The following is a 20,852-nucleotide window of genomic DNA, read 5'->3' on the forward strand; positions in this document are numbered from 1 at the left end:
GGCCCGGTTGTTGTTGGAGTCCGGCGGATAGGGTCCTGGGCGACACCCCGGATCCTGGAGGCAGGCACTTTTTCCTCCGATGAAGGCACGGACTGGAGGTGCCACATGGTGCCGCGGCCCTGGCCCACGGCATCCCTGAACCGCCTCGTCCGTGAGCATCAGCGAAACGAAGACGACAAAACCCCTGTGATCCCATGCTGACCTAAGGTGTAATAATCCAACAAACTCGGTTAAAGATGGGTATTTCCATCGAATGAGCTTTGTATTCGTTCGGCGTTTTGCTATTCATTGAATGGTGAAAAGAATTCCATCATGAGCCAACGCCGCGTCTTCCGCCGCATTATCCTGCCTTCCGCCTGGCTGGTGATCGGTGCCCTCATCGCCGTCAGCCTCGTCAAGCTCGCTTTTACCGGCAGCTCGGTCGCCGACGACCGGCTATTGCCCACCGGTGAGGTGCCGGCCGAATCGATCATGGCTGAAATGGGCACCGTGGATAACACCCTGTCGATTTCCGGCAGTATCAAACTCGATGAGCCGCAACAGCTCAATGCCCCCATCGACGGCGTGGTGAACTGGGCCTTCGTCAAACCTGGCGACCAGGTGAGCACGGGCGATCGAATCTTCCAGATCCGTGCCGCATCGCAGCCCGATGCCTTGGCGCCCGCAGGGCCCGAGCAGGAACCATCCGTCGCGGACAACCCGCAACGGGCCACCGAACCGGCGGTAACCTACCACGACGTCTACGCGCCGACCACCGGCAAGGTCGGCAAATTCGCCATCGAGCTCAATGACGAGATCACCAAGGGTTCCGCCCTGGTCGCGGTACAACCACAGAACTTCAAGGCGGTCGGGACGATCAGCCCGCTGGACCGCTACCGGCTCATGGACGGAACCCTCGAAGCCGAGATCACCATCGATGGGGGTCCCGAACCGTTCACCTGCAAGGGGCTGAACGTGGGAGACGTCGCCATGGACACGGTGGATTCCGCCTCCCCGGACCAGGACAGCGACCCGTGGGCGAACCAGATGTCCGCCGAGGGGCAGCCGGAGAACGCTTCGGGTAGCGAGATCTCCTGCGACGTGCCCAAGGGCATCGTCGTCTTTGATGGCCTGAGCATGCGCATGGCCATCGATGCCGGGTCCGCAGAGCAGGTGCTGACCGTGCCGGTCACCGCAGTCCGTGGGCTGGTAGGCCAGGGCGCGGTGTGGCGGCTCAACGAGAACGGCGAGCAGATCCGCACCGCGGTTGAGCTCGGGGTCACCGACGGCAAGATCATCGAGGTGAAATCCGGGCTTGATGCCGGGGCGGAAGTGCTGCGCTATGTGCCGGGCACCAATCCCGTGCCGGATGACGGCCAGGGAATGGAGATCTACCCCTGATGGGAGGCGCCCAGCTGCTGATGCTCGAGAACGTCACGCGCAGTGTCCTGCTGCCCGATGACAGCGAGCTGCATATCCTGACCGGCATCAACCTGACCGTCACCGAGGGGGATCACATTGCGATCGTCGGACGCTCGGGCACCGGCAAATCCATGTTGCTGAACATCCTCGGGCTATTGGACCGCCCGACCTCCGGCACCCTGAATTGGCAGGGCAAGGACGCGACCCGGCTCAGCGCCCGACGCGCCGCGGCGGCCCGCGGCCGGGATCTGGGGTTCGTCTTCCAGCAGTTCAACCTGCTGCCCGGACGCACCGCAGTGGAGAACGTGATGGCGCCGCTGATGTATTCCAGCGGCCGCGACTTCTGGCAACGCCGCAGGCTGGCCAGCGAGGCGCTGGACCGGGTAGGGCTCGGGGCACGGCTCGATTCGATGCCGCAGACCCTCTCCGGCGGCGAGCAACAACGCGTGGCCATTGCCCGCGCCCTGGTACGCCGCCCCCGCGTGGTGCTGGCCGATGAACCGACCGGCGCGCTGGATGTCGGTACCGGACGCGCGGTGATGGAACTGTTGGATGCCGCCACCGTCGAATCCGGTGCCGCGCTGATCACCATCACACACGACGCCAACGTTGCGGCGCTGGCGCGCGAACGCTTCCGCCTCGAGGGCGGATGCCTGCACCCGCTGAGCCAGGAGGCGGTGCGATGAACACCCTGGCACGCCTCGGCACCGGGTTCGTCGCCGCCCTGCTCGAAGCCTGGCAGGAACTGCGCATCCATCGGCTGCGGGTTCTGCTCTCGCTGATCGGGGTCACCATCGCGGTGGCCTCGCTGTCCACCGCGGTGGCCGGCGCCGGGATGGCCCAGCAACTCATGAAGGAACAGTACGAGCGCAACGGGCGTCCGGCGTTGATCAGCACCCAGGTCATGGAGCCGAACCTGCAGGCCGGCCCGCAGGATTCGGCGGAGATCGCCGCGGCCTTCGCGAAAACCAGTGAGCGCTTCAAGATCGAGTACACCTCGATCATCGGCCGCAGCTACGGGCCCCAGGCCTCCCTCCAGGGATTGTCGGTTGAAACCGAGGTGCAGGTGGTCGACCCGGCCTATGGCCCGATGCACCGGATCTTCGCCCAGCACGGGCGTTGGCTGGAGGCGGCGGACGCCGAAAACCTTTCCCCTGCGGTCGTCGTGGACAAGACCTTGCTCGGCGCGTTGGGCATGGACGATGTCAGTCTGCCGATGACCATCGACCTGCGCAGCAACGACAGCAGCGTTTCAGTGACCGTGATCGGTTCCACCTCGACCAGGGACAACGGAATGATCGGGCAACTGTGGATGCTGCCCGAAACCTATGAACGCTGGTTCTCCGCGGGCACACCGCTGGACAATGTCTCCTACACCATGTGGGTTCCCATCGAGGGGTCCGAGGAACTGGCCACCCATTTCGCGTGGCAGATGCAGGCGGAACTTCCCGGCTACTACGTCGAATCCTATCGCCAGGATTACCTGGCGTGGGGTACCGAGGAGGGCCTGGCACAGTTCGCCCTCGTGGTCTCGGGGATCGCAGGGATCATCCTGCTCCTGGGATCCCTGAGCCTGCTCAACGTGGCCATGGTGACGATGAAACAGCGGATCCGCGAAGTCGGGATCCGCCGCAGCTTCGGTGCCACCACCTCCCGCGTGTTCTTCTCGGTGATGATGGAAAGCGTCGTGGCCACCGCCGTGGCCGGCGGGCTCGGGGTGCTGATCTCCGTAGCCGTCGTCAGCAACCCGCGGCTGATCAACTCCGTTCTCGCCACCGGACTGGATGAGATGCCCGGTTTCCCGGTGGAGGCCGCGTTGCTGGGCATGGGTGTGTCCATAGCGGTGGGCGCGTTGACCGGGGTCTTGCCCGCCCTGGTCGCCGCCCGGGTGCGGATCGTCGACGCGATCCGCATCTGACCCGCGGGTAGCCGGAGGCCCTGGGGTACAAGGCGGGCAGCCGCTGGAACAGCACTGCTCCATGGGACCTGGCCAGGGGTGAACGCCCGGGACCGGGTTACCGGGCGGTTGCAGGTCTGCCCGGTAACCCGTGCACCGTCGCTGCTGGTCCTCCCTGGTTCCGTCCTGCCCGGAACGAAGCACGCGGCCGATCTGGCGGGATCGGAGGGTCGCGTCCAGCCAGGAGCAGAACCGGCCGTTGGTACTGGCCCCGGTCGATGGTGGTGCACTCCGCTCCGGCCGGCCATCGTGAGGGGCCACGACAACCACCGCCCGGTGTGCTTTTCCACCGGCTGCCGGGAGTACCGCTCGGCCTGCCGCAGGACGTGCGGGGCGTCGGACAGGTGCAAGCCACGCAGCGTGCCGGGCTCCGTGGACGCCATGAGCCCGGCCAACGAATTCCCGGCACGTCATCAAATTGGTGTTCGCGCACCGGAACGTGGCTATAATCGCTCTAACTCCGCGGGAGCCCTGTTGGCCGTCACCGGCCAGGGCTGAGAGGGCTTAAGCGCCGACCGCCACACCTGATGCGGGTCATGCCGCCGTAGGAAGGAAATGCGTACCCATGCATGTTGTGCTCGTCGGCGCGGGAATCATCGGGCTGGTCACGGCCTTTGAACTGCACAGCCGCGGGGTCGAGGTCACCATCTGCGATCCCGACCCGGCGTCCGGTGCCAGCCACGCGGCCGCCGGAATGCTGGCACCGGCCTCCGAAATTGTCTGGGGCCAGGATCCGTTGCACGCGCTGATGGCCGACTCGGCCGCGCTGTATCCGCAGCTGGTGGGCCGGATCGAACAGGTCACCGGGAAAAGGCCGGCCTACCGGCAGAACCCCACCATGGTCATCGCCGCCGAGCAGGCCGACCGGCAGGCCCTTGAGGAACTGCAACAGGTCCGCCAGGAGCTGGGCCTGCCCAGCGAGGTGCTGCTCGGTTCGCAGGCCCGGCGTCGTGAACCGGCCCTGGCCTCCAATATCGCCGGCGCCCTGGTCTTCGCCGCCGACCACCAGATCGACCCCCGGTCGCTGACCGCGATCCTCGTCGAGTATTTCGACTCGCGCCTGGTGCGCGAGTTGGTCACCGAAGTCCTGCCCGCCGGCAACGGCCGGCCCGCGGTGCGTACCGCCGGTGGACGGGTGATCGACGCGGACCAGGTGCTGCTGAGCACCGGGCTGCAACAGATCCCGGGGACCCCGGCGCTGCCGCTGCGGGCCGTATACGGGGACATCCTGCGCCTGGATATCCCCGGACACCTGCAGCCGCTGATCACCCACACCGTCCGCGGGCTGGTGCACCGGCGCCCGGTCTACCTGGTGCCACGCGAGGATGGCAGCATCGTGCTGGGGGCCAGCAGCCGGGAGGACGGCAACGAGATGGTCAGCGTCGAGGCGATGTACACGTTGCTCGATGACGCGCGGCGGCTGGTTCCGGGCATCATGGACGCCTCCCTGCGCGAGGTCATCGCCCGCGCCCGCCCGGGCACCCCCGACGATGCCCCGATCATCGACCGGATCGACCCGGCACTGGTGGTCGCCAACGGCTTCTTCCGCCACGGGGTCCTGCTGGCCCCGTTGGGGGCGCGGCTGGCCGCGGACCTGCTGCTGGATGAACCGCCCGATGAACGGACCGCCGCTCTGGGATTGCGCCGTTTCGCCACCACCGACACGAGAAGGAACCTGGGATGAACCCGATCGACGTTGAACTCAATGGACAACCGGCCACGCTGCCGCCGGGAAGCACCGTGCGTGACCTGGTCACCGAACACACCGGAAAACCCCTCACCGAGCAGGGGCGCGCCCTGGATGGCACCCGGCTGGGGGTGGCGGTGGCCGTGAACGGGGACATCGTCCCGCGCAGCGCCTGGGCCGGCTACACCGTGCCGGCCCGCTCCCGCATCGACCTGGTCACCGCCGCCCAAGGAGGCTAATGATGACAAAGACACAAACCCACGACCCGCTGCAGATCGCCGGAGTAGCACTGGATTCCCGGCTGGTGATGGGCACCGGGGGAGCGACCTCGCTGGCCACCCTGGAAGAGGCCCTGGTTGCCTCCGGCACCGAGGTGACCACGGTGGCCATCCGCCACTACGCGGCCGCCGGCGGGGACTCGGTGTTCGCCATGCTCGAACGCCTGGGGGTGTTGGCGCTGCCGAATACCGCCGGATGCTACACCGCCCGCGACGCGGTGCTCACCGCGAAACTGGCGCGCGAAGCGCTGGAAACCAACTGGATCAAACTCGAGGTGATCGCCGACGAGCACACCCTGCTGCCGGATCCGATCGAGCTGTTCAGCGCCGCGGAGCAGCTGGTCTCCGAGGGCTTCGATGTGTTCGCCTACACCAACGATGATCCCGCGCTCGCCCAGCGGCTCGATGACGTGGGGGTGTGCGCGATCATGCCCGCCGGCGCCCCGATCGGCACCGGACTGGGGATCCTGAACCCGCATAACATCGCCACCATCGTGAACCGGGCCAGCGTCCCGGTGATCCTCGATGCGGGGATCGGCACCGCCTCCGATGCCGCCCTGGCCATGGAACTGGGCTGCGAGGCGGTGCTGCTGGCCAGCGCGGTCACCCGTGCCCACAATGCCCCGCTGATGGCCACCGCAATGCGCGACGCGGTCAACGCCGGGCGGGCCGCCCGGCTGGCCGGCCGGATCCCGAAACGCGATCTGGCGCTGGCCTCCTCCCCGGCCGAAGGCACCATGCAGACCCTGGCCGGGCAGTTCCAATGAGCGGATTCGAACCGTTGGTGCCCCCCGGCGAGCCGTTGGACAGCGCGGAGTTGGCCCGGTATTCCCGGCACCTGACACTTCCCGGGGTCGGCCCGCTGGGCCAGCGCCGGATCCGCAACGCCCGGGTGCTGGTGATCGGGGCCGGCGGGCTGGGGTCACCGATCATCAACTATCTGGTGGCCGCCGGGATCGGTTCGTTGACGGTGATTGATGACGACGTCGTCGAGTCCTCGAACCTGCAACGCCAGGTGATCCACCGGGAAGCCGATGTGGGCCGGCCCAAGGCCGAATCCGCGCGCGATGCCGCGCTGCGGCTGGATGCGAACGCCCAGGTCACCGCGATCACCGGGAAGCTGGGCACGGACAATGCGCTGGAATTGTTCGCCGGGCACGACCTGGTGCTGGACGGGACGGATAACTTCGCCACCCGGTACCTGTCCAACGACGCCGCGGAGCTGACCGGCACCCCGCTGGTCTGGGGCACGATCTTCCGTTTCGACGGGCAGGTCTCGGTGTTCGCCCCGGGCCGCGGGCCGATGCTGCGTGATCTGTTCCCGGAGATCCCCGAAGCGGACTCGGTGCCCAGCTGTGCCGAGGGCGGGGTCTTCGGAACCCTGTGCGCGGTGGTCGGGGCGACCATGGCCGGTGAGGCGTTGAAGCTGATCTGCGGCATCGGCACCCCGCTGATCGGGCGTTTCTGGCGCTACGACGCACTGGAGTCGACCACCAATGTGTTGAACTTCGCCGCCGATCCGGCCCGCGAACCGGTGACCGGGCTGGTCGACTACCAGCCAGGCTGCGCCGTGCCGACCCCGGTGCCCGAGATCGAGGCGGGTGAACTGGCCGAACACATGACGGTCATCGATGTGCGCCAGGACTGGGAACGCGAACTGGGGGCCATCCCGGGCAGCCTGCATATTCCGTTGGAGCAGATCCTCCAGTGCGGCTGGGACGCACTGGATGTGCACGGGGTGGGCGGCGAGGTGGTGATCGTCTGCAAGAGCGGGGTGCGCTCCCAGCGTGCCGCCCGGACACTTCTGCTCGAACGCCCCGCGACCACGGTTTCCAGCCTGCGCGGCGGCACCGTCGAATGGTTCGCCCGCATCCGGGGCAGCGAATTGGTCTACTGAACCGGCGCCGACGATTCCCGCGGCCGCCTGCGTGATCGGAAACGGGCGAGGTCCGGCAACACCAGTGCCACCAGCGGGACCACGCTCCACGCCACCAGATTGGGTAAACCGAAGGAAGCTGCCAGGGCCGCGCACACGAGGAACAGGAACCCGGCAGCCACCAGCAGGCCCGGCCGACGCAATCCCGACTGGAAGGCAAGGACCAGTCCGGCGGCCACGCACCAGAGCGAGGCCATCCACACACGGCCGCCGACCAGCGCCGACACGTGGCCGTACACGCCCAGGCCGAGGGCGAGGCAGGTGGCTAGCGCGGGATAGAGCCGCACCGGCTTCCCCGGTGGTGTTGCGGGATCCACATCCATGCCGCCTTTCGCCTCGTCGGACCCAAACCTGCTACCAGTCTTCTCGAGGATTGCCGGTTATTCAAGGTAATTGGGCAATACTGGAGGTATGGGCAAGGAAACGGTGCCGGTGTTCCGGCAATACACGGTGATGGACGAGGCGATGGCGCAGGCCGCCCAGGCGGAGCTGGACGCCGAGGACTTCGACTTCGTGATCGGCCGCGGGCGCAGCGAAAGCTGGGGCGACTACGTGGATCGGTTGGCCCTGAACCGGCGCGGACTGGCCCTGCCCCAGGGGTGGGCCGCTTCCAGCACCTATGGAGGGTTCCTCGACGGCCAACTGGCCGGGCGTGTCGTGATTCGCCACGAACCGGACGAATCCGCGATGCAGCACACGGGGCATCTGGGCTTTGCCGTGAGGCCGGCATACCGGGGCCGCGGACTGGGCGCCGCGCTCTGCCGGCATGGGCTGGAACGGCTGTCAAGGATGGGGATTAAACGCGCGCTGATTACCTGTAACGCGACAAATGCCGCATCCCGGGCTACCATCGAAAGATGTGGGGGAGTATCCGATCAGGAGCAACCCGTCGTCGCCTACCAACGGGATAACAGGATCATGAGGTTCTGGGTTCCCTGCGGCTAATTCCGGGGTTTCAGATCTTTTTTGTGTTCGTTGCACCACAGAAAACCGGAGCAGTTGGCTGGAGCGCGTAAAATGAATAGCTGGGTCAAAAGTGGCCCCGATCCCTATGACCCGAAATTCCTCGGACGGAAGTGAGCCTTCACGCATGTCAGAAAACACCACACTTCGCGAAGATCTTCGCAACGTAGCCATTGTGGCGCACGTTGACCATGGCAAGACCACCATGGTGAACGCAATGCTGCAGCAGACCGGTGCGTTCGACAGCCACGGCGAAACCGAAGACCGAGTGATGGACTCCGGCGAGCTGGAACGCGAAAAGGGCATCACCATCCTGGCCAAGAACACCACCGTGTTCTACGACGGCCCGGCCGCCAACGGCCGCAAGATGACCATGAACATCATCGACACCCCCGGCCACGCCGACTTCGGTGGCGAGGTCGAACGCGGCCTGTCGATGGTCGACGGGGTCGTGCTGCTGGTGGACGCCTCCGAGGGCCCGCTGCCGCAGACCCGTTTCGTCTTGCGCAAGGCCCTGATCGCCAACCTGCCGGTGATCATCGTGGTCAACAAGACCGACCGCGCCGATGCCCGCATCGACGGAGTGGTCTCCGATTCCATGGACCTGCTGCTGGGCCTGGCCTCCGACCTGGCCGATGAGGCCCCGGACCTGGACATCGACCAGATCCTGAACGTGCCGATCGTCTTCGCCTCGGGCAAGGCCGGGTTCGCCTCCACCAACCAGCCGGTCGACGGCACCCTGCCGGACAACGAGGACCTTGAGCCGCTGTTCAAGACCATCATCGACCACGTGCCGGCCCCGTCCTACACCGAAGGTGAAGTGCTGCAGGCGCACGTCACCAACCTCGACGCCTCCCCGTTCCTGGGACGCCTGGCGTTGCTGCGCATCTTCAACGGCACCCTGCGTAAGGGCCAGCAGGTTGCCTGGGCCCGCCAGGACGGCGAGCTGAAGACCGTGAAGATCACCGAACTGCTCGCCACCCAGGGTTTGAACCGTGTTCCCGCCGAGGAAGCCGGACCCGGCGAGATTGTGGCCGTGGCCGGTATCGAGGACATCATGATCGGTGAGACCCTCACCGATGTGGAGAACCCCAAGCCGTTGCCGCTGATCACCGTCGACCCTCCGGCGATCTCGATGACCATTGGTATCAACACCTCGCCGCTGGCCGGCAAGGTCAAGGGTGCCAAGGTCACCGCCCGCCAGGTCAAGGACCGCCTGGACCGCGAGCTGATCGGTAACGTGTCGCTGAACGTGTTGCCGACCGAACGCCCGGATGCCTGGGAAGTCCAGGGCCGTGGTGAACTGGCCTTGGCCATCCTGGTGGAGCAGATGCGCCGCGAGGGCTTCGAACTGACCGTGGGCAAGCCCCAGGTGGTGACCAAGATGGTTGATGGCAAGATCCATGAGCCGATGGAGCACATGACCATCGACGTACCCGAGGAATACCTCGGTGGTGTCACCCAGCTGATGGCCTCCCGCAAGGGCCGGATGACCAATATGGCCAACCATGGCACCGGTTGGGTCCGCATGGAATTCATGGTTCCGGCCCGTGGCCTGATCGGCTTCCGTACCAGGTTCCTGACCGAGACCCGTGGAGCGGGCATTGCCTCCTCGCTGGCCGAAGGCTACGAGCCGTGGGCCGGGCCGATCGAATACCGCAACAACGGGTCGATCGTGGCGGACCGCGCAGGTGTGGTGACCCCGTTCGCGATGATCAACCTGCAAGAACGCATGTCCTTCTTCGTCCAGCCGACCTCCGAGGTCTACGAGGGCATGATCGTGGGTGAGAACTCGCGCGCCGATGACATGGACGTGAACATCACCAAGGAAAAGAAGCTGACCAATATGCGTGCAGCCTCCTCTGACAGCTTCGAGAACATGACCCCGCCGCGCACCCTGACCCTGGAGGAGTCGCTTGAATTCGCCCGCGAGGACGAGTGCGTCGAGGTCACCCCGGAAGCCATCCGCATCCGCAAGGTCGTGCTCAACGCCAACGACCGCCTGAAGGCCAACCGTGTCCGGGCCCGCAGCTAAGAGCCGCACCACTCGCGGCCACAACCTCGGTGCGCTCTGGCGCGCCGCGGTTGTGGCCGTGGCGGCCGGCGTCCTGGGAAGCGTCATCCACGCGTCGCTGTTTTATCTGGGCGACATCCCCGTGATGTGGGGTGTCGGGCTGGCCTGGCTTTTCCTGGGATTGCTGGTCTATTGGGCTGCGGTTGCCAGTTCGAGGCTCTGGGGCGGCGCCCTGGGGTTCATCGGCTGCTATGTGGTGGTGGGCCTGCTGTCCTTCAGCGGCAATGACCAGCTGATCACGCCCATGGCGTTGTACGACTACATGCCCGGCCCTGCACTGGCCTCGGCCCTGTGGATGTATGGAATGCTGGTTCCCGCGCTGATCGCGTTGCCGCTGGCCCTGAGGGCGCTACGCCGCGAAAGCCGCCAATCCGCCTAGAATGTGAAAGGCTCCCGAATCCATCTGAGGGTTCGGGAGCCTTGAGCTTTTAAATCCCGGTCAGTTGCCGGTGATATCCAGGTGGTGGGCCATGAACAGGGACGTGGGCACACCGTCCGGTTCCGGGTCGCGTAGGGCGTAGTCCTCGATGACCTCCCGCAACCGGGCCATCATCTCCTTCTGGGTTGCCTCGGAGAGCTTCAACCCCACACGCAGCACCTGGATTTCCTGGGGGTCGAGCCCGTTGATTTCCTGCAGGAAGGTATCCACCAACATGGGGGCGGCATCCGGGATGCGCGTGCCCCAGGATTGGCGGGTGCTGCGGTAGGGGACTTCCTTGGCGCCCCGGTTGCCGCGGCGCGGATCCTCGGCGCTCAGGAACCCATTGCTGACCAACGTGCGCACATGATGTAGCGAGGTGGCAGGGTTCAGCTCAAGGATGTCGGCGATCTCCTTGTTGGTGCGCGCCTCATGCAGGCACAGGCGCAGAATCCGCAGGCGCAGGGGCGAACTGAGGGCTCTGGCTCGGGACTGGACTTGCTCGTCGGTTGGCATGTAGCAAGCATACGTGATTTCCGGCCAGTGATTGGTTTGTTCAAATCACATGCGTGTTGTGTGCGTCGTGTCATCCGTGCTGCCGGATCGGGTGCACCAAGAGGCGGTGCCGGGCACGGTCCCGCAGGGGTATCGCCTACCCGGTCGGCGCGATGACCGGCTGAACGTAATATGTCGAATGGTTAACGAGGCGCAGGCACGATTGTTACGGCCAGTGGCGACCCTCACGGGTCATGGCCGGCCTATCTGGCGTGCCCCCGGGGACGACGTGGCGGTGCCGGTGGGACGCGTTTGGCATGGGTGATGGCCTGCCGGGGGACAACCACCAGGCCCTTGCGGGTCTGGATGGACACGCTGAGTTTACCCACCTCCACGGTCTCGCCCAGGGCGTCGGTCAACGCGGCACTCCCGGGCCGGATGGGTTCGGCTTCCAGCCGGTAACGCAGCACGATCCGGTCACCTGGCTGCAGTTGGTCAAGATCCAGCATCTGGGTCTCCGCTTCGATGGGATGGTGGTTACATTTCGTCACATGGATACAACTTCGTCATAAGACATGGATGCCGGTGGCCTATATCACAGCGATCCGACCGGGCATCACTTCACAGGATAACGGGACTAGACTGGTAGCTAAAGACAACAGCGGCACCACACGAGCACCTGAACCTTCCGTTGTTGGCTTGAATTCCCAACAGGTAAAAGTGCAAGGAAAGGCCTCGGGTCCGTGACTTACATCATCGCTCAGCCGTGCGTGGACGTGAAAGACAAAGCGTGTGTCGAAGAGTGCCCGGTTGACTGTATCTACGAAGGCGAACGTTCGCTGTATATCCACCCCGACGAGTGCGTGGACTGCGGCGCATGCGAACCGGTCTGCCCGGTGGAGGCCATCTACTACGAGGACGACGTGCCCGACGAATGGGCGGACTATTACAAGGCCAACGTCGATTTCTTCGATGAAATTGGATCTCCCGGTGGGGCGGCTAAAATTGGTAACACCGGCACCGATCACCCGCTGATCGCCGCCCTGCCGCCGCAGAACCAAGACTAAGGCCCCTTCACCCATGCTCAAACTTCCCGATTACCCCTGGAACCAGCTGGCCCCCTACCGGGAACTGGCCGCCGGGCACCCCGGGGGAGGTGTCGATCTGTCCATCGGGACCCCGGTGGACCCGACCCCGACGCTGATCCAGGACGCACTGCGTGAAGCGAGCAACACCCCGGGTTATCCCACGACCCACGGCACCTCCGAGGTACGCCAGGCCATCGTTGACTGGTTCGCCCGTCGCCGCGACGTCCCCGGGCTGGGGATCGATGACGTGATGCCCACCGTGGGTTCCAAGGAAATGGTGGCCTGGCTGCCCTTGCTGCTGGGTATCGGGCCCGGAGACGTGGTGGTCCGCCCGCGGATCGCCTACCCCACCTACGATATTGGCGCCACACTGGTCGGGGCGACCAGCGTTGCCACCGATGACCTGGACACGCTCACCGGGGAGCAGCGGGCCAGGCTGAAGCTCGTGTGGGTGAACTCCCCGGGTAACCCCACCGGTAAGGTGCGCACCGTGGACAGCCTGCGCCAGCTGGTGGACCAGGCCCGCGTCCTGGGGGCCGTGGTGGCCTCGGACGAGTGTTACGCGGAACTGGGCTGGGGGGACTACGAGCAGGGCGTGCCAAGCGTCCTGGACCCGCGGGTCTGCGCCGGCGACCTGGATAACCTGCTGGCCCTGTATTCGCTGTCCAAGCAGTCGAACCTCGCCGGCTACCGGGCGGCATTCATCGCCGGTGCCCCGAATCTGATGCCTGCCCTGGTCAACAACCGCAAGCACGCCGGGATGATCGTTCCGGCGCCCATCCAGCATGCGATGGCGGTCGCCCTGGGCGATGACGAACATGTGGCCGAGCAGAAGTCCAGGTACCGGGTACGCCGTGAGGCGCTGCGCCCGGCGTTGGAGGCATTCGGTTTCACGATCGAGGATTCGTTGGCCGGGCTCTACCTGTGGTGCACGGAAGGGCGCAGCAGCTGGCAGAGCATGCAACGGCTCGCCGAGCTGGGAATCATTGGAGGTCCCGGGGCGTTTTACGGGACCGCCGGTGAGCAGCATGTGCGGATCGCGCTGACTGCCACGGACGAACGGATCAATCAAGCCGTACAACGGTTAAATTCGGCCGGATAGCCTCGCGAATGAAACGTTGATTAGCACGTGAAGGCCAATTGACGGTATGTTCGACGATGACGACTGACCTTTCGGAACTACACGCTTTCCGGTTAGGAGAAGCAATGACAGAAATCAATTCTGCACAGCTGCAATTTGGACAGACCAGCCTGGACCTCCCGGTGGTCCCCGCTGCCGAGGGCAACGCTGGGCTCAATGTGGCGCCGCTGCTGAAGACCACTGGTGCGGTGACCTACGACCCCGGGTTCATGAACACCGCGGCCACGAAATCCGCGATCACCTATATCGATGGCGATGCGGGGATCCTGCGCTACCGCGGTTACCCGATCGAGCAGTTGGCCGCAAAGTCCTCCTTCACCGAGGTCAGCTACCTGCTGATCTATGGTGAGCTGCCCACCGCGCAGCAGCTGGACGACTTCGACAACCGGCTGCGTCGGCACACCCTGCTCCACGAGGAACTCAAGGGCTTCTTCGGCGGATTCCCCCGCGATGCCCACCCGATGCCGGTCCTTTCCTCGGCCGTGTCCGCGCTTTCCACCTGGTACCAGGACTCGCTGGACCCGAAGAACGAGGAGCAGGTCGAACGCTCGACCATGCGCCTGCTGGCCAAGATGCCGGTGCTGGCCGCCTACGCACACAAGAAGTCGATCGGCCAGGCGCTGCTGTATCCGGACAACTCGATGAACATGGTCGAGAACTTCCTGCGCCTGTGCTTCGGCACCGCCGCAGAACCATACGAGCTGGACCCGGAGATGGTCAAGGCCCTTGACCTGCTGCTGATCCTGCACGCCGATCATGAGCAGAACTGTTCGACCTCCACGGTGCGTCTGGTCGGCTCCTCCGATGCGAACCTGTTCGCCTCGGTCTCTGCCGGTATCAATGCACTCTTCGGTCCCGCCCACGGTGGTGCGAATGAAGCGGTGCTGAAGATGCTGCGCGAGATCCAGTCCTCGGGAATGTCGCCGGAGACCTTCATGGAGAAGGTCAAGAACAAGGAAGACGGCGTGCGCCTGATGGGCTTCGGCCACCGCGTATACAAGAACTATGATCCACGCGCGAAGATCATCAAGCAGACCGCCCATGACATTCTGGCGAAGCACGGTTCGAACGAGCTGCTGGATATTGCCATGAGCCTGGAAGAGAAGGCGCTGAGCGATGACTACTTCATCTCGCGCAAGCTCTACCCGAACGTGGACTTCTACACCGGTCTGATCTACAAGGCCATGGGCTTCCCGGAGAAGATGTTCACCGTCCTGTTCGCCATTGGCCGCCTACCGGGCTGGATCGCCCAGTGGCGCGAAATGATGCAGGATCCGGACACCAAGATCGGTCGCCCACGCCAGTTGTACACCGGTCAGACCGAGCGCAACTACCCTGGCCTGTAAGAACCCGTCTTGACGGCCGAGAGGACCGGCGAGCAGGAGCATTAGCCAATGCCCTGCCCGCCGGTTCCCTGTTTTAACGCGGTGTTCAGGCGTATTCTGGATAGTTATGGGGGATATACATCGTTTGGACGAGGTAGGTGGGCATGTATTTCCGCCAAGGTAACAACTGGTCGCTCGGGGTGTGTGCCAATCCGCAACTGCTGATGGCCTTGTATCTTCGGGAACTCGGCGGAATCAGTCCGCTGGACGTCGGACCGAACAGCGCCCTGGTACAGCGGGCCAAACCCAGGCCGCGGCAAACCCCGGACTCCCCGGGCCAGATCCGCCAGGAATGGTATTCCTGGTGGAGTTCGCTGGTCAGGGACGGCAAGGCCCTGAACGAACAGCAGGGTGAGGATTTGTTGACCGAACTGGCCCGGCAGGGCTATCCCGAACTGGGCAAGCTGGCCAACGCCCACTACGGGCAGACCACCCTGTTCGCCCAGGAACATGTCCAGGACTTCACCCGCCGGAGCCAGGACTACGTGCCTGCCCGGATGGATGAGATCGAGAGCATCCTGGCCGAACACGGGATCGACCACCTCAAGGACTCACCGGCTGCCCACCTCCAGCTGGTGGACGTGCCACTGAGCGATCCGCGAGCCTGGTTGGCCGGGAACACCACTGTGGTGGCCAGCAGCGCCCTGTTGCGTGATCCCACGGCCTTCCGTGGCTACCTCGAACCGATCGTGAGCATCATCTTCCATTGAGCCCCGGATCGGCAGCTACCCATGAATCCTGCCAACAGGGGGTGCAGAAGCCCAAAGCAGGAGGATAATGGGGTGGTACACCGGCTCGCGGCGGGTTGCCCCTTGGCCACCTGCCCGAACACCTGCCGGGGAGGAGGGACTATGGTGCGCCCGGATAATTGAGCCACTTGGGACGACGGCCGGCCACCGGCGCCGGCCACTTGGCAGCGAGCAGGATGGAGAAGCTCATGATTGCCAGTCAAGCAGCAGGCAACCGACCTGCACATCACCGGGGATTGGCGTTGGCCCTTGGCGGTTTGATTATTGCCGCGGGTTTCGCTTCCTTTATTTTCCTGGTGCCCCAAGGTGATGTCATCACGCGCAGTCCCATGTGGATTGCCGTGATCTGGGGTGCCTTGATGATCATCTTCGGCGTCTACCGGATGATTCGCGGTGACAGCAAGCTGGACCACGAACACGGGGGAACCAACAGCGAACCCCAGTAGGGGATTGCTTCCCCCGGACGTAGGCGGAGAGACAGGTCAAAACAGGCCATGGGCGCCTTCCCCAACGCGGGGATGACACCCATGGCCCTGTCAGTGCCGTGTCTAGTTGGCGTGCAGTTCGCTGTTCAGTTCGATCTTCTGCCCGGTGCGGGCCAGGGCCTCGACAGCCCCGGTCACCGAGTTGCGCCGGAAGAGCAGCCCCGGAACCCCGGAGAGCTCCAGTGCCTTGACCGTGCGCTCTGCCAGGCTCACGCGGGTTCCGGCAGTGACATACAAGCCGGCCTCGACCACGCAGTCATCGCCAATGGAAATCCCCACACCTGCGTTCGCCCCCAGCAGCACCCGTTCGCCGATGCTGATCCGTTCCTTGCCGCCACCGGAGAGCGTGCCCATGATCGAGGCGCCGCCGCCGACATCGGAACCGTTGCCGACCACTACCGACGCCGAGATGCGTCCCTCGACCATCGAGGCTCCCAGGGTGCCAGCATTGAAGTTCACGAACCCCTCGTGCATGACCGTGGTACCCGGAGCGAGGTGGGCGCCCAGGCGCACCCTGTCCGCGTCGGCCACACGGACCCCGGCAGGCATGACATAGTCCAGCATCCGCGGGAACTTGTCCACACCGTACACCGTGACCGGGCCGCGACCGCGCAACCGCAACCGGGTCAGTTCGAAGTCCTCCACCTGGCAGGGGCCGAAGTTGGTCCAGACGATATTGGGCAGCAGCCCGAAAACCCCGTCGAGGTTGATTGAATTGGGTTCGACCAGACGGTGCGAGAGCAGGTGCAGGCGTAGCCAGACATCGGCGGTGTCGGCCGGGGCGACATCCAGATTGATGGTCAATGAGACGACTTCCTGCCGTGTCCTGCGCTCGGGGTCCTCGGCAGCCAACACGGCCAACTCCCCGGTGGTCTGCGGTGCGTCGGCCAGGACCCCGAGCACGGGTGCGGGGTACCAGACATCGAGCACGGTGCCGTCCTCGGCCACGGTGGCCAGCCCGTGGGCTGAGGCGAGACGGACTGGGGTTTCGGTTGATTCTGTGGAGACTGAAGTCATGAAAATATCGTACCGGCCATGCCTGCAGGTACCGTGGGGATGACGCGAACTGCGTAAAAAAAAGATCAAAAAAGTGGGTAGACCCTGATGGAACTGAACCTCGATGCCGACGTCGCGCTGTTGACCGAGGCACTGATCAACATCAATTCCGTATCCGGAAACGAGCGGGTCGTGGCCGACCTTGTCCATACCGCCCTGCAGGGGTACGGGCATCTGGAACTGTACCGTGACGGGGACGCGATCGTGGCCCGCACCAATCTGGGCCGGGACCGCCGGGTGATCCTGGCCGGGCACCTGGACACCGTACCGTTGCCCACCGATCCGCAGGCCCTGGGCACCGTTCCCGGGCAGGTTCGCGGGTCGGTGCTCTACGGCCGCGGGGCCACCGACATGAAGGGCGGGGTGGCCGTGCAGCTGGCCTTGGCGGCCAGCCTGCGCGAACCGGCACACGACATCACCTACATCTTCTACGACCACGAAGAGGTCGAAGCGGCGAAATCTGGTCTGGGGCGCCTGGCACGTACGGTGCCCGAGCTGTTGCGTGGCGATTTCGCGATCCTGCTTGAGCCCACCAACGGTACCGTGGAAGGCGGCTGCAACGGAACCAGCCGCTTCCTGGTGCGCACCCGGGGGAGGGCGGCACATTCGGCCCGCGCCTGGATGGGGCACAACGCCATCCACGATGCGGCCCCGATCCTGCAGCGCCTGGCCGACTACCAGCCGCAGACGGTCACCGTGGACGGGCTGGACTATCGCGAGTCGCTGAACGCGGTGAGGATCAGCGGCGGCATTGCCGGCAACGTCATCCCGGACTACTGCGAGGTAACGGTGAATTACCGCTTCGCCCCGGACAAGAGTGTGGAGCAGTCCGAGGCGATCGTGCGGGAACTGATGGACGGCTTCGAGGTGGTGCGCACCGACGGGGCCGCCGGGGCCCGTCCCGGTCTGGACCAGCCCATCGCCGCGTCGCTGGTGGCCGCGGTCGGACAAAAGCCCATGCCCAAATACGGCTGGACCGATGTGTCACGTTTTGCGGCGCTGGGTATCCCGGCGGTCAACTTCGGGCCTGGTGATGCCCTGCTGGCGCACAGCGCCGACGAACACGTGGAGCAGCAGGCCATCCGTGATTGCCTGGATGCCCTGCGCAGGTGGCTTCAAGCCTGAGCACGCGTACGGGGGCCGAATCGGCTATCGGCTAGCGGATCGCACTATTTCTTCGGATTGGGGTCGGTGCCCTTATCCGGGGTGTCGCCGGCTGCCGGCGGCAGGCCCGCAGGAACACCCACCGGTACCGGAGCGTTCTTCTCCTTCTTCACCCGGCTGCTCAGCCGCCGCGAGACGATCTCGGCCAGCTTGCCCAGGGCGAAGTTGATCAGGATGAAGATTGCCGCGGCGACGATCAGCCCCTGCAACACGTTCCCGTTCGGGGAGGTGTAGGTACGGGCGTAGAACAGCAGTTCGTTGAAACTGATGATGTAGCCCAGTGCCGAGTCCTTCAGGATCACGATGAACTGGCCGATCAGGGCCGGAAGCATGGCGACCAGGGCCTGCGGGATCTCGATGTAGCGTAGCGAGCGTCCACGGGTGAGGCCGATGGCGATGCCCGCCTCACGCTGCCCCTTGGGCAGGTTGTGCACGCCTGAGCGGACCAGCTCGGCGACAACCGAACCGTTGTAGAAGACCAGTGCGGCGACCACTGCCCACATGGCGGTGTCACCGCCCAGGGCCAGTGTGCGTGAGAAGAACACGTTGAAGAACACGATCATCAGCAGCACCGGAACCGCGCGGAAGAACTCGACGACCACGGTGCTGATGCCGTTGATCAGCTTGTTCTGCGACAGGCGTCCCACACCGAAGATCAGCCCGAAGATCACCGATCCGATAACACCGTAGATGGCGGCCTGCAAGGTGTTGTACAGGCCGGGAAGCAGGTAGTTCTTCCAGGTGTTGGCCTGCACGAAGTCATCCCATTGCGAGGCCTGCATCTGGCCCTTGGCTGCCAGCCCGAAGATCACCCAAGCGAGCAGGCCCAGGCCCAGCAGGGCACCCAGGATGTTGATGGCCAGGATTCGGCGCCGTGCCTTGGGGCCCGGGGTATCAAAGAGGATTGAGGCGCTCATCGTGCCACCGCCAGTTTCTTCGAGAGCCAGGTTGTGAGCAGGCCGACCGGGATCACGATGATGACGAACCCGATGGCGAAGGTGAGGAAGATCGGGATCACGATATCCGCACGGAATTCGATCATGGTCTTCATGACCGAGGACGCTTCGGTGGCCACCGAGCCGACGGCGGCAACCGTGGAGTTCTTGATCAAAGCGATCAACGTATTGCCCAGCGGGACAATGGCCCCACGGAAGGCCTGGGGCAGGATGACCAGCCGGGCCGCCGGCATGAAGCTCAAGCCGATGGCGCGGGCCGCTTCGGCCTGCCCCAACGGGACGGTGTTGACACCCGAGCGGATAGCTTCGCAAACGAAGGCCGCATGGTAGAGCGCCAGGCCCATGACCGCCAGCCGGAAGAAGTTCTCATGGAACTCGCCGCCCAGGTTGAAGCCCAGCTGCCCGTAGAGGGCCAGCACACCGAACAGGATGATGATCGTCAACGGGGTGTTGCGGATGAGGTTCACATAGCTGGTGCCGATGGCCTGGAAGCTGGCGACCGGGGAGATGCGCAGCATCGCCAGGATGGTCCCCAGGACCAGGGCGCCGATGGCAGCCCAGAAAGTCAGTTGGATGTTGACCCAGAATGCACCGGGTATGTCGTATTCAGTGAATATTGTTAAATAATTCTCCACTGTAAGCCTCTGTCTCGATGGCCGTGGTTCGGCCAAGTGGCTAATGGGTTGGTGCCGGTGGCATGGCAACGGCACCTGGTAAACGTTTGGGTGCGAAAAGGGGCCAAGGGCTAGGCGCTTGACCCCTTTTCACATGCCGGTGGCTAGGCGCAGGAATCGCCCAGGGTCGGCGGGTTGGTGTCGGGGTTCGGGGTGTAACCGGTACCCTCGGTGTTCGCGTTCAGGGCCTCTTCCCAGGCCCCGGAGTCGATCATCTTGGTGATGGCGGCGTTGATGTCAGCGCACTTGTCGGTTCCCTCGGGCAGGCCCACACCGTAGTTCTCCTCGGTGAACGGTGCACCGGTGACCTTGAACTTGCCCTGGTAGGCAGGCTGGGCAGCCAGGCCGGCCAGGATGATGTCATCGGTGGTTACCGCGTCGATGGTCCCCCCGCTCATCTGGGTGACACATTCCGCGTAGCCCGGAAGTTCCTGCAGGTTGGTGTTCTCAGCGTAGGCGTCCTTGACCTTCTGCGCAGAGGTTGAACCGGTGACCGAACACAGGGTCTTGCCGTTCAGGTCCTCCGGACCGGAGATGTCCGAATCGTTGGCGACCAGCAGGTCCTGGCCGGCGACGAAGTACGGACCGGCGAAGTCAACGACCTGGTTGCGTTCATCGGTGATGGAGTAGGTCGCGAAGATCATGTCGACCTGGTTGTTCTGCAGCATGGTTTCGCGGTTGGCCGACGGGGCCGAGACCCATTCGATGTTCTCGTCGGTGTACCCCAGTTCGTTGGCGACGTACTTGGCCACATCGACGTCGAAGCCGGTGTAGTTATCGCCGTCCTTGAAGCCCAGGCCCGGCTGGTCGAACTTGATGCCGATGCGGATGGTGTCGCCGTCGGCGTCACCACCGGATCCGCCACATGAAGTCAGGGCCAGTGCGGCAACGGCGGCCATGGCGGCTACGGTGCCAAAACGGGTCTTACGCATATTTCCTCCTGTT

General features: G+C 64.7%; 23 protein-coding genes, 1 pseudogene and 1 riboswitch. Of the genes and pseudogenes, 17 read left to right on the forward strand and 7 right to left on the reverse strand.

All coding sequences use genetic code 11. From position 1 onward, the window contains the following. The first annotated feature begins 312 nt into the window (after positions 1–312). From OK351_RS02105 to OK351_RS17915, 8 genes and pseudogenes are all read left to right on the forward strand, one after another. Positions 313–1,380 carry an efflux RND transporter periplasmic adaptor subunit gene (locus tag OK351_RS02105; RefSeq protein ID WP_265155679.1) on the forward strand — a complete coding sequence of 356 codons (1,068 nt, stop codon included), beginning with the start codon at positions 313–315 and terminating at the stop codon, positions 1,378–1,380. Then, the gene (locus tag OK351_RS02110) at positions 1,380–2,087 is read left to right on the forward strand and encodes an ABC transporter ATP-binding protein (protein ID WP_265155680.1); all 708 of its coding nucleotides are present in this window, start codon (positions 1,380–1,382) and stop codon (positions 2,085–2,087) included. The genes OK351_RS02105 and OK351_RS02110 overlap by 1 nt, the downstream gene beginning before the upstream one ends. Continuing rightward, positions 2,084–3,319 carry an ABC transporter permease gene (locus OK351_RS02115; RefSeq protein WP_265155681.1) on the forward strand — a complete coding sequence of 412 codons (1,236 nt, stop codon included), beginning with the start codon at positions 2,084–2,086 and terminating at the stop codon, positions 3,317–3,319. Before OK351_RS02110 ends, OK351_RS02115 begins: the two co-directional genes overlap by 4 nt. Positions 3,320–3,810: 491 nt before the next feature. Continuing rightward, positions 3,811–3,926, forward strand: a riboswitch (TPP riboswitch). Next, positions 3,924–5,042, forward strand: coding sequence for a glycine oxidase ThiO (thiO, locus tag OK351_RS02120; RefSeq protein ID WP_265155682.1), 1,119 nt, complete (start codon positions 3,924–3,926; stop codon positions 5,040–5,042). Its footprint overlaps the riboswitch before it by 3 nt. Beyond that, positions 5,039–5,284, forward strand: a complete 246-nt coding sequence (thiS, locus tag OK351_RS02125) for a sulfur carrier protein ThiS (RefSeq protein ID WP_265155683.1) — start codon at positions 5,039–5,041, stop codon at positions 5,282–5,284. The genes thiO and thiS overlap by 4 nt, the downstream gene beginning before the upstream one ends. Before the next feature lie 2 nt (positions 5,285–5,286). Next, on the forward strand, positions 5,287–6,090 hold the full coding sequence (locus tag OK351_RS02130; RefSeq protein WP_265155788.1) for a thiazole synthase: 804 nt from the start codon (positions 5,287–5,289) through the stop codon (positions 6,088–6,090). Then, positions 6,087–6,776: pseudogene (locus tag OK351_RS17910) on the forward strand (ThiF family adenylyltransferase); the annotation flags it as partial. The gene OK351_RS02130 and the pseudogene OK351_RS17910, both read left to right, overlap by 4 nt. 213 nt (positions 6,777–6,989) lie before the next feature. Further along, positions 6,990–7,220 (forward strand): rhodanese-like domain-containing protein, encoded by a 231-nt coding sequence (locus tag OK351_RS17915; protein WP_371931365.1) that lies wholly within the window; start codon positions 6,990–6,992, stop codon positions 7,218–7,220. Here the strand turns inward: OK351_RS17915 and OK351_RS02140 are convergent. After that, on the reverse strand, positions 7,214–7,582 hold the full coding sequence (locus tag OK351_RS02140) for a hypothetical protein (RefSeq protein ID WP_265155685.1): 369 nt from the start codon (positions 7,580–7,582) through the stop codon (positions 7,214–7,216). The two genes, OK351_RS17915 and OK351_RS02140, sit on opposite strands and share 7 nt — an antisense overlap. An 88-nt stretch (positions 7,583–7,670) precedes the next feature. On the opposite strand from OK351_RS02140, the gene OK351_RS02145 reads away from it, so the two are divergent. From OK351_RS02145 to OK351_RS02155, 3 genes are all read left to right on the forward strand, one after another. Then, positions 7,671–8,204 (forward strand): GNAT family N-acetyltransferase, encoded by a 534-nt coding sequence (locus OK351_RS02145; protein ID WP_265155686.1) that lies wholly within the window; start codon positions 7,671–7,673, stop codon positions 8,202–8,204. A gap of 145 nt (positions 8,205–8,349) precedes the next feature. Further along, complete coding sequence (typA, locus tag OK351_RS02150) at positions 8,350–10,257, forward strand: translational GTPase TypA (RefSeq protein ID WP_265155687.1); 1,908 nt, start codon at positions 8,350–8,352, stop codon at positions 10,255–10,257. Continuing rightward, positions 10,238–10,675, forward strand: coding sequence for a hypothetical protein (locus OK351_RS02155; protein WP_265155688.1), 438 nt, complete (start codon positions 10,238–10,240; stop codon positions 10,673–10,675). Before typA ends, OK351_RS02155 begins: the two co-directional genes overlap by 20 nt. A 60-nt stretch (positions 10,676–10,735) precedes the next feature. On the opposite strand, the gene OK351_RS02160 is transcribed toward OK351_RS02155, so the two are convergent. Together OK351_RS02160 and OK351_RS02165 are read right to left on the reverse strand one after the other, a co-directional pair. Further along, positions 10,736–11,230, reverse strand: coding sequence for a helix-turn-helix domain-containing protein (locus OK351_RS02160; RefSeq protein ID WP_265155689.1), 495 nt, complete (start codon positions 11,228–11,230; stop codon positions 10,736–10,738). 242 nt (positions 11,231–11,472) lie between these two features. Then, entirely contained in the window at positions 11,473–11,760 is a 288-nt protein-coding gene (locus OK351_RS02165) for a putative acetyltransferase (protein WP_265155690.1), read from the reverse strand. Between the two features lie 192 nt (positions 11,761–11,952). Between OK351_RS02165 and fdxA the strand changes: the two genes are divergently transcribed. From fdxA to OK351_RS02190, 5 genes are all read left to right on the forward strand, one after another. Then, entirely contained in the window at positions 11,953–12,276 is a 324-nt protein-coding gene (gene fdxA / locus OK351_RS02170) for a ferredoxin (RefSeq protein WP_265155691.1), read from the forward strand. A gap of 13 nt (positions 12,277–12,289) precedes the next feature. Continuing rightward, positions 12,290–13,399: a succinyldiaminopimelate transaminase gene (gene dapC / locus OK351_RS02175; protein WP_265155692.1), complete on the forward strand. Its 1,110-nt coding sequence runs from the start codon at positions 12,290–12,292 to the stop codon at positions 13,397–13,399. A 104-nt stretch (positions 13,400–13,503) separates the two neighbouring features. Next, positions 13,504–14,784, forward strand: a complete 1,281-nt coding sequence (locus OK351_RS02180; RefSeq protein ID WP_265155694.1) for a citrate synthase — start codon at positions 13,504–13,506, stop codon at positions 14,782–14,784. Between the two features lie 143 nt (positions 14,785–14,927). Beyond that, on the forward strand, positions 14,928–15,533 hold the full coding sequence (locus tag OK351_RS02185; protein WP_265155695.1) for a hypothetical protein: 606 nt from the start codon (positions 14,928–14,930) through the stop codon (positions 15,531–15,533). 227 nt (positions 15,534–15,760) lie between these two features. Continuing rightward, a complete protein-coding gene (locus OK351_RS02190) occupies positions 15,761–16,018 on the forward strand; it encodes a hypothetical protein (RefSeq protein ID WP_265155696.1) in 258 nt (85 codons plus the stop codon). A 102-nt stretch (positions 16,019–16,120) separates the two neighbouring features. Here OK351_RS02190 and dapD read toward each other — a convergent pair whose 3' ends face one another. Further along, positions 16,121–17,074, reverse strand: a complete 954-nt coding sequence (gene dapD, locus OK351_RS02195) for a 2,3,4,5-tetrahydropyridine-2,6-dicarboxylate N-succinyltransferase (protein ID WP_265155697.1) — start codon at positions 17,072–17,074, stop codon at positions 16,121–16,123. A gap of 87 nt (positions 17,075–17,161) precedes the next feature. Here dapD and dapE point away from each other — a divergent pair, with 87 nt between their 5' ends. Further along, complete coding sequence (dapE, locus tag OK351_RS02200; protein ID WP_265155698.1) at positions 17,162–18,238, forward strand: succinyl-diaminopimelate desuccinylase; 1,077 nt, start codon at positions 17,162–17,164, stop codon at positions 18,236–18,238. A 44-nt stretch (positions 18,239–18,282) separates the two neighbouring features. On the opposite strand, the gene OK351_RS02205 is transcribed toward dapE, so the two are convergent. The 3 genes from OK351_RS02205 to OK351_RS02215 form a co-directional block, all read right to left on the reverse strand. After that, positions 18,283–19,194, reverse strand: a complete 912-nt coding sequence (locus tag OK351_RS02205; RefSeq protein WP_265155699.1) for an amino acid ABC transporter permease — start codon at positions 19,192–19,194, stop codon at positions 18,283–18,285. Beyond that, on the reverse strand, positions 19,191–19,868 hold the full coding sequence (locus OK351_RS02210) for an amino acid ABC transporter permease (protein WP_265155700.1): 678 nt from the start codon (positions 19,866–19,868) through the stop codon (positions 19,191–19,193). The genes OK351_RS02205 and OK351_RS02210 overlap by 4 nt, the downstream gene beginning before the upstream one ends. A 143-nt stretch (positions 19,869–20,011) precedes the next feature. After that, positions 20,012–20,839, reverse strand: coding sequence for a glutamate ABC transporter substrate-binding protein (locus tag OK351_RS02215; protein WP_265155701.1), 828 nt, complete (start codon positions 20,837–20,839; stop codon positions 20,012–20,014). Positions 20,840–20,852: the final 13 nt, after the last annotated feature.

This window comes from Glutamicibacter sp. MNS18, from assembly GCF_026107515.2.
Classification (GTDB): Bacteria; Actinomycetota; Actinomycetes; order Actinomycetales; family Micrococcaceae; genus Glutamicibacter.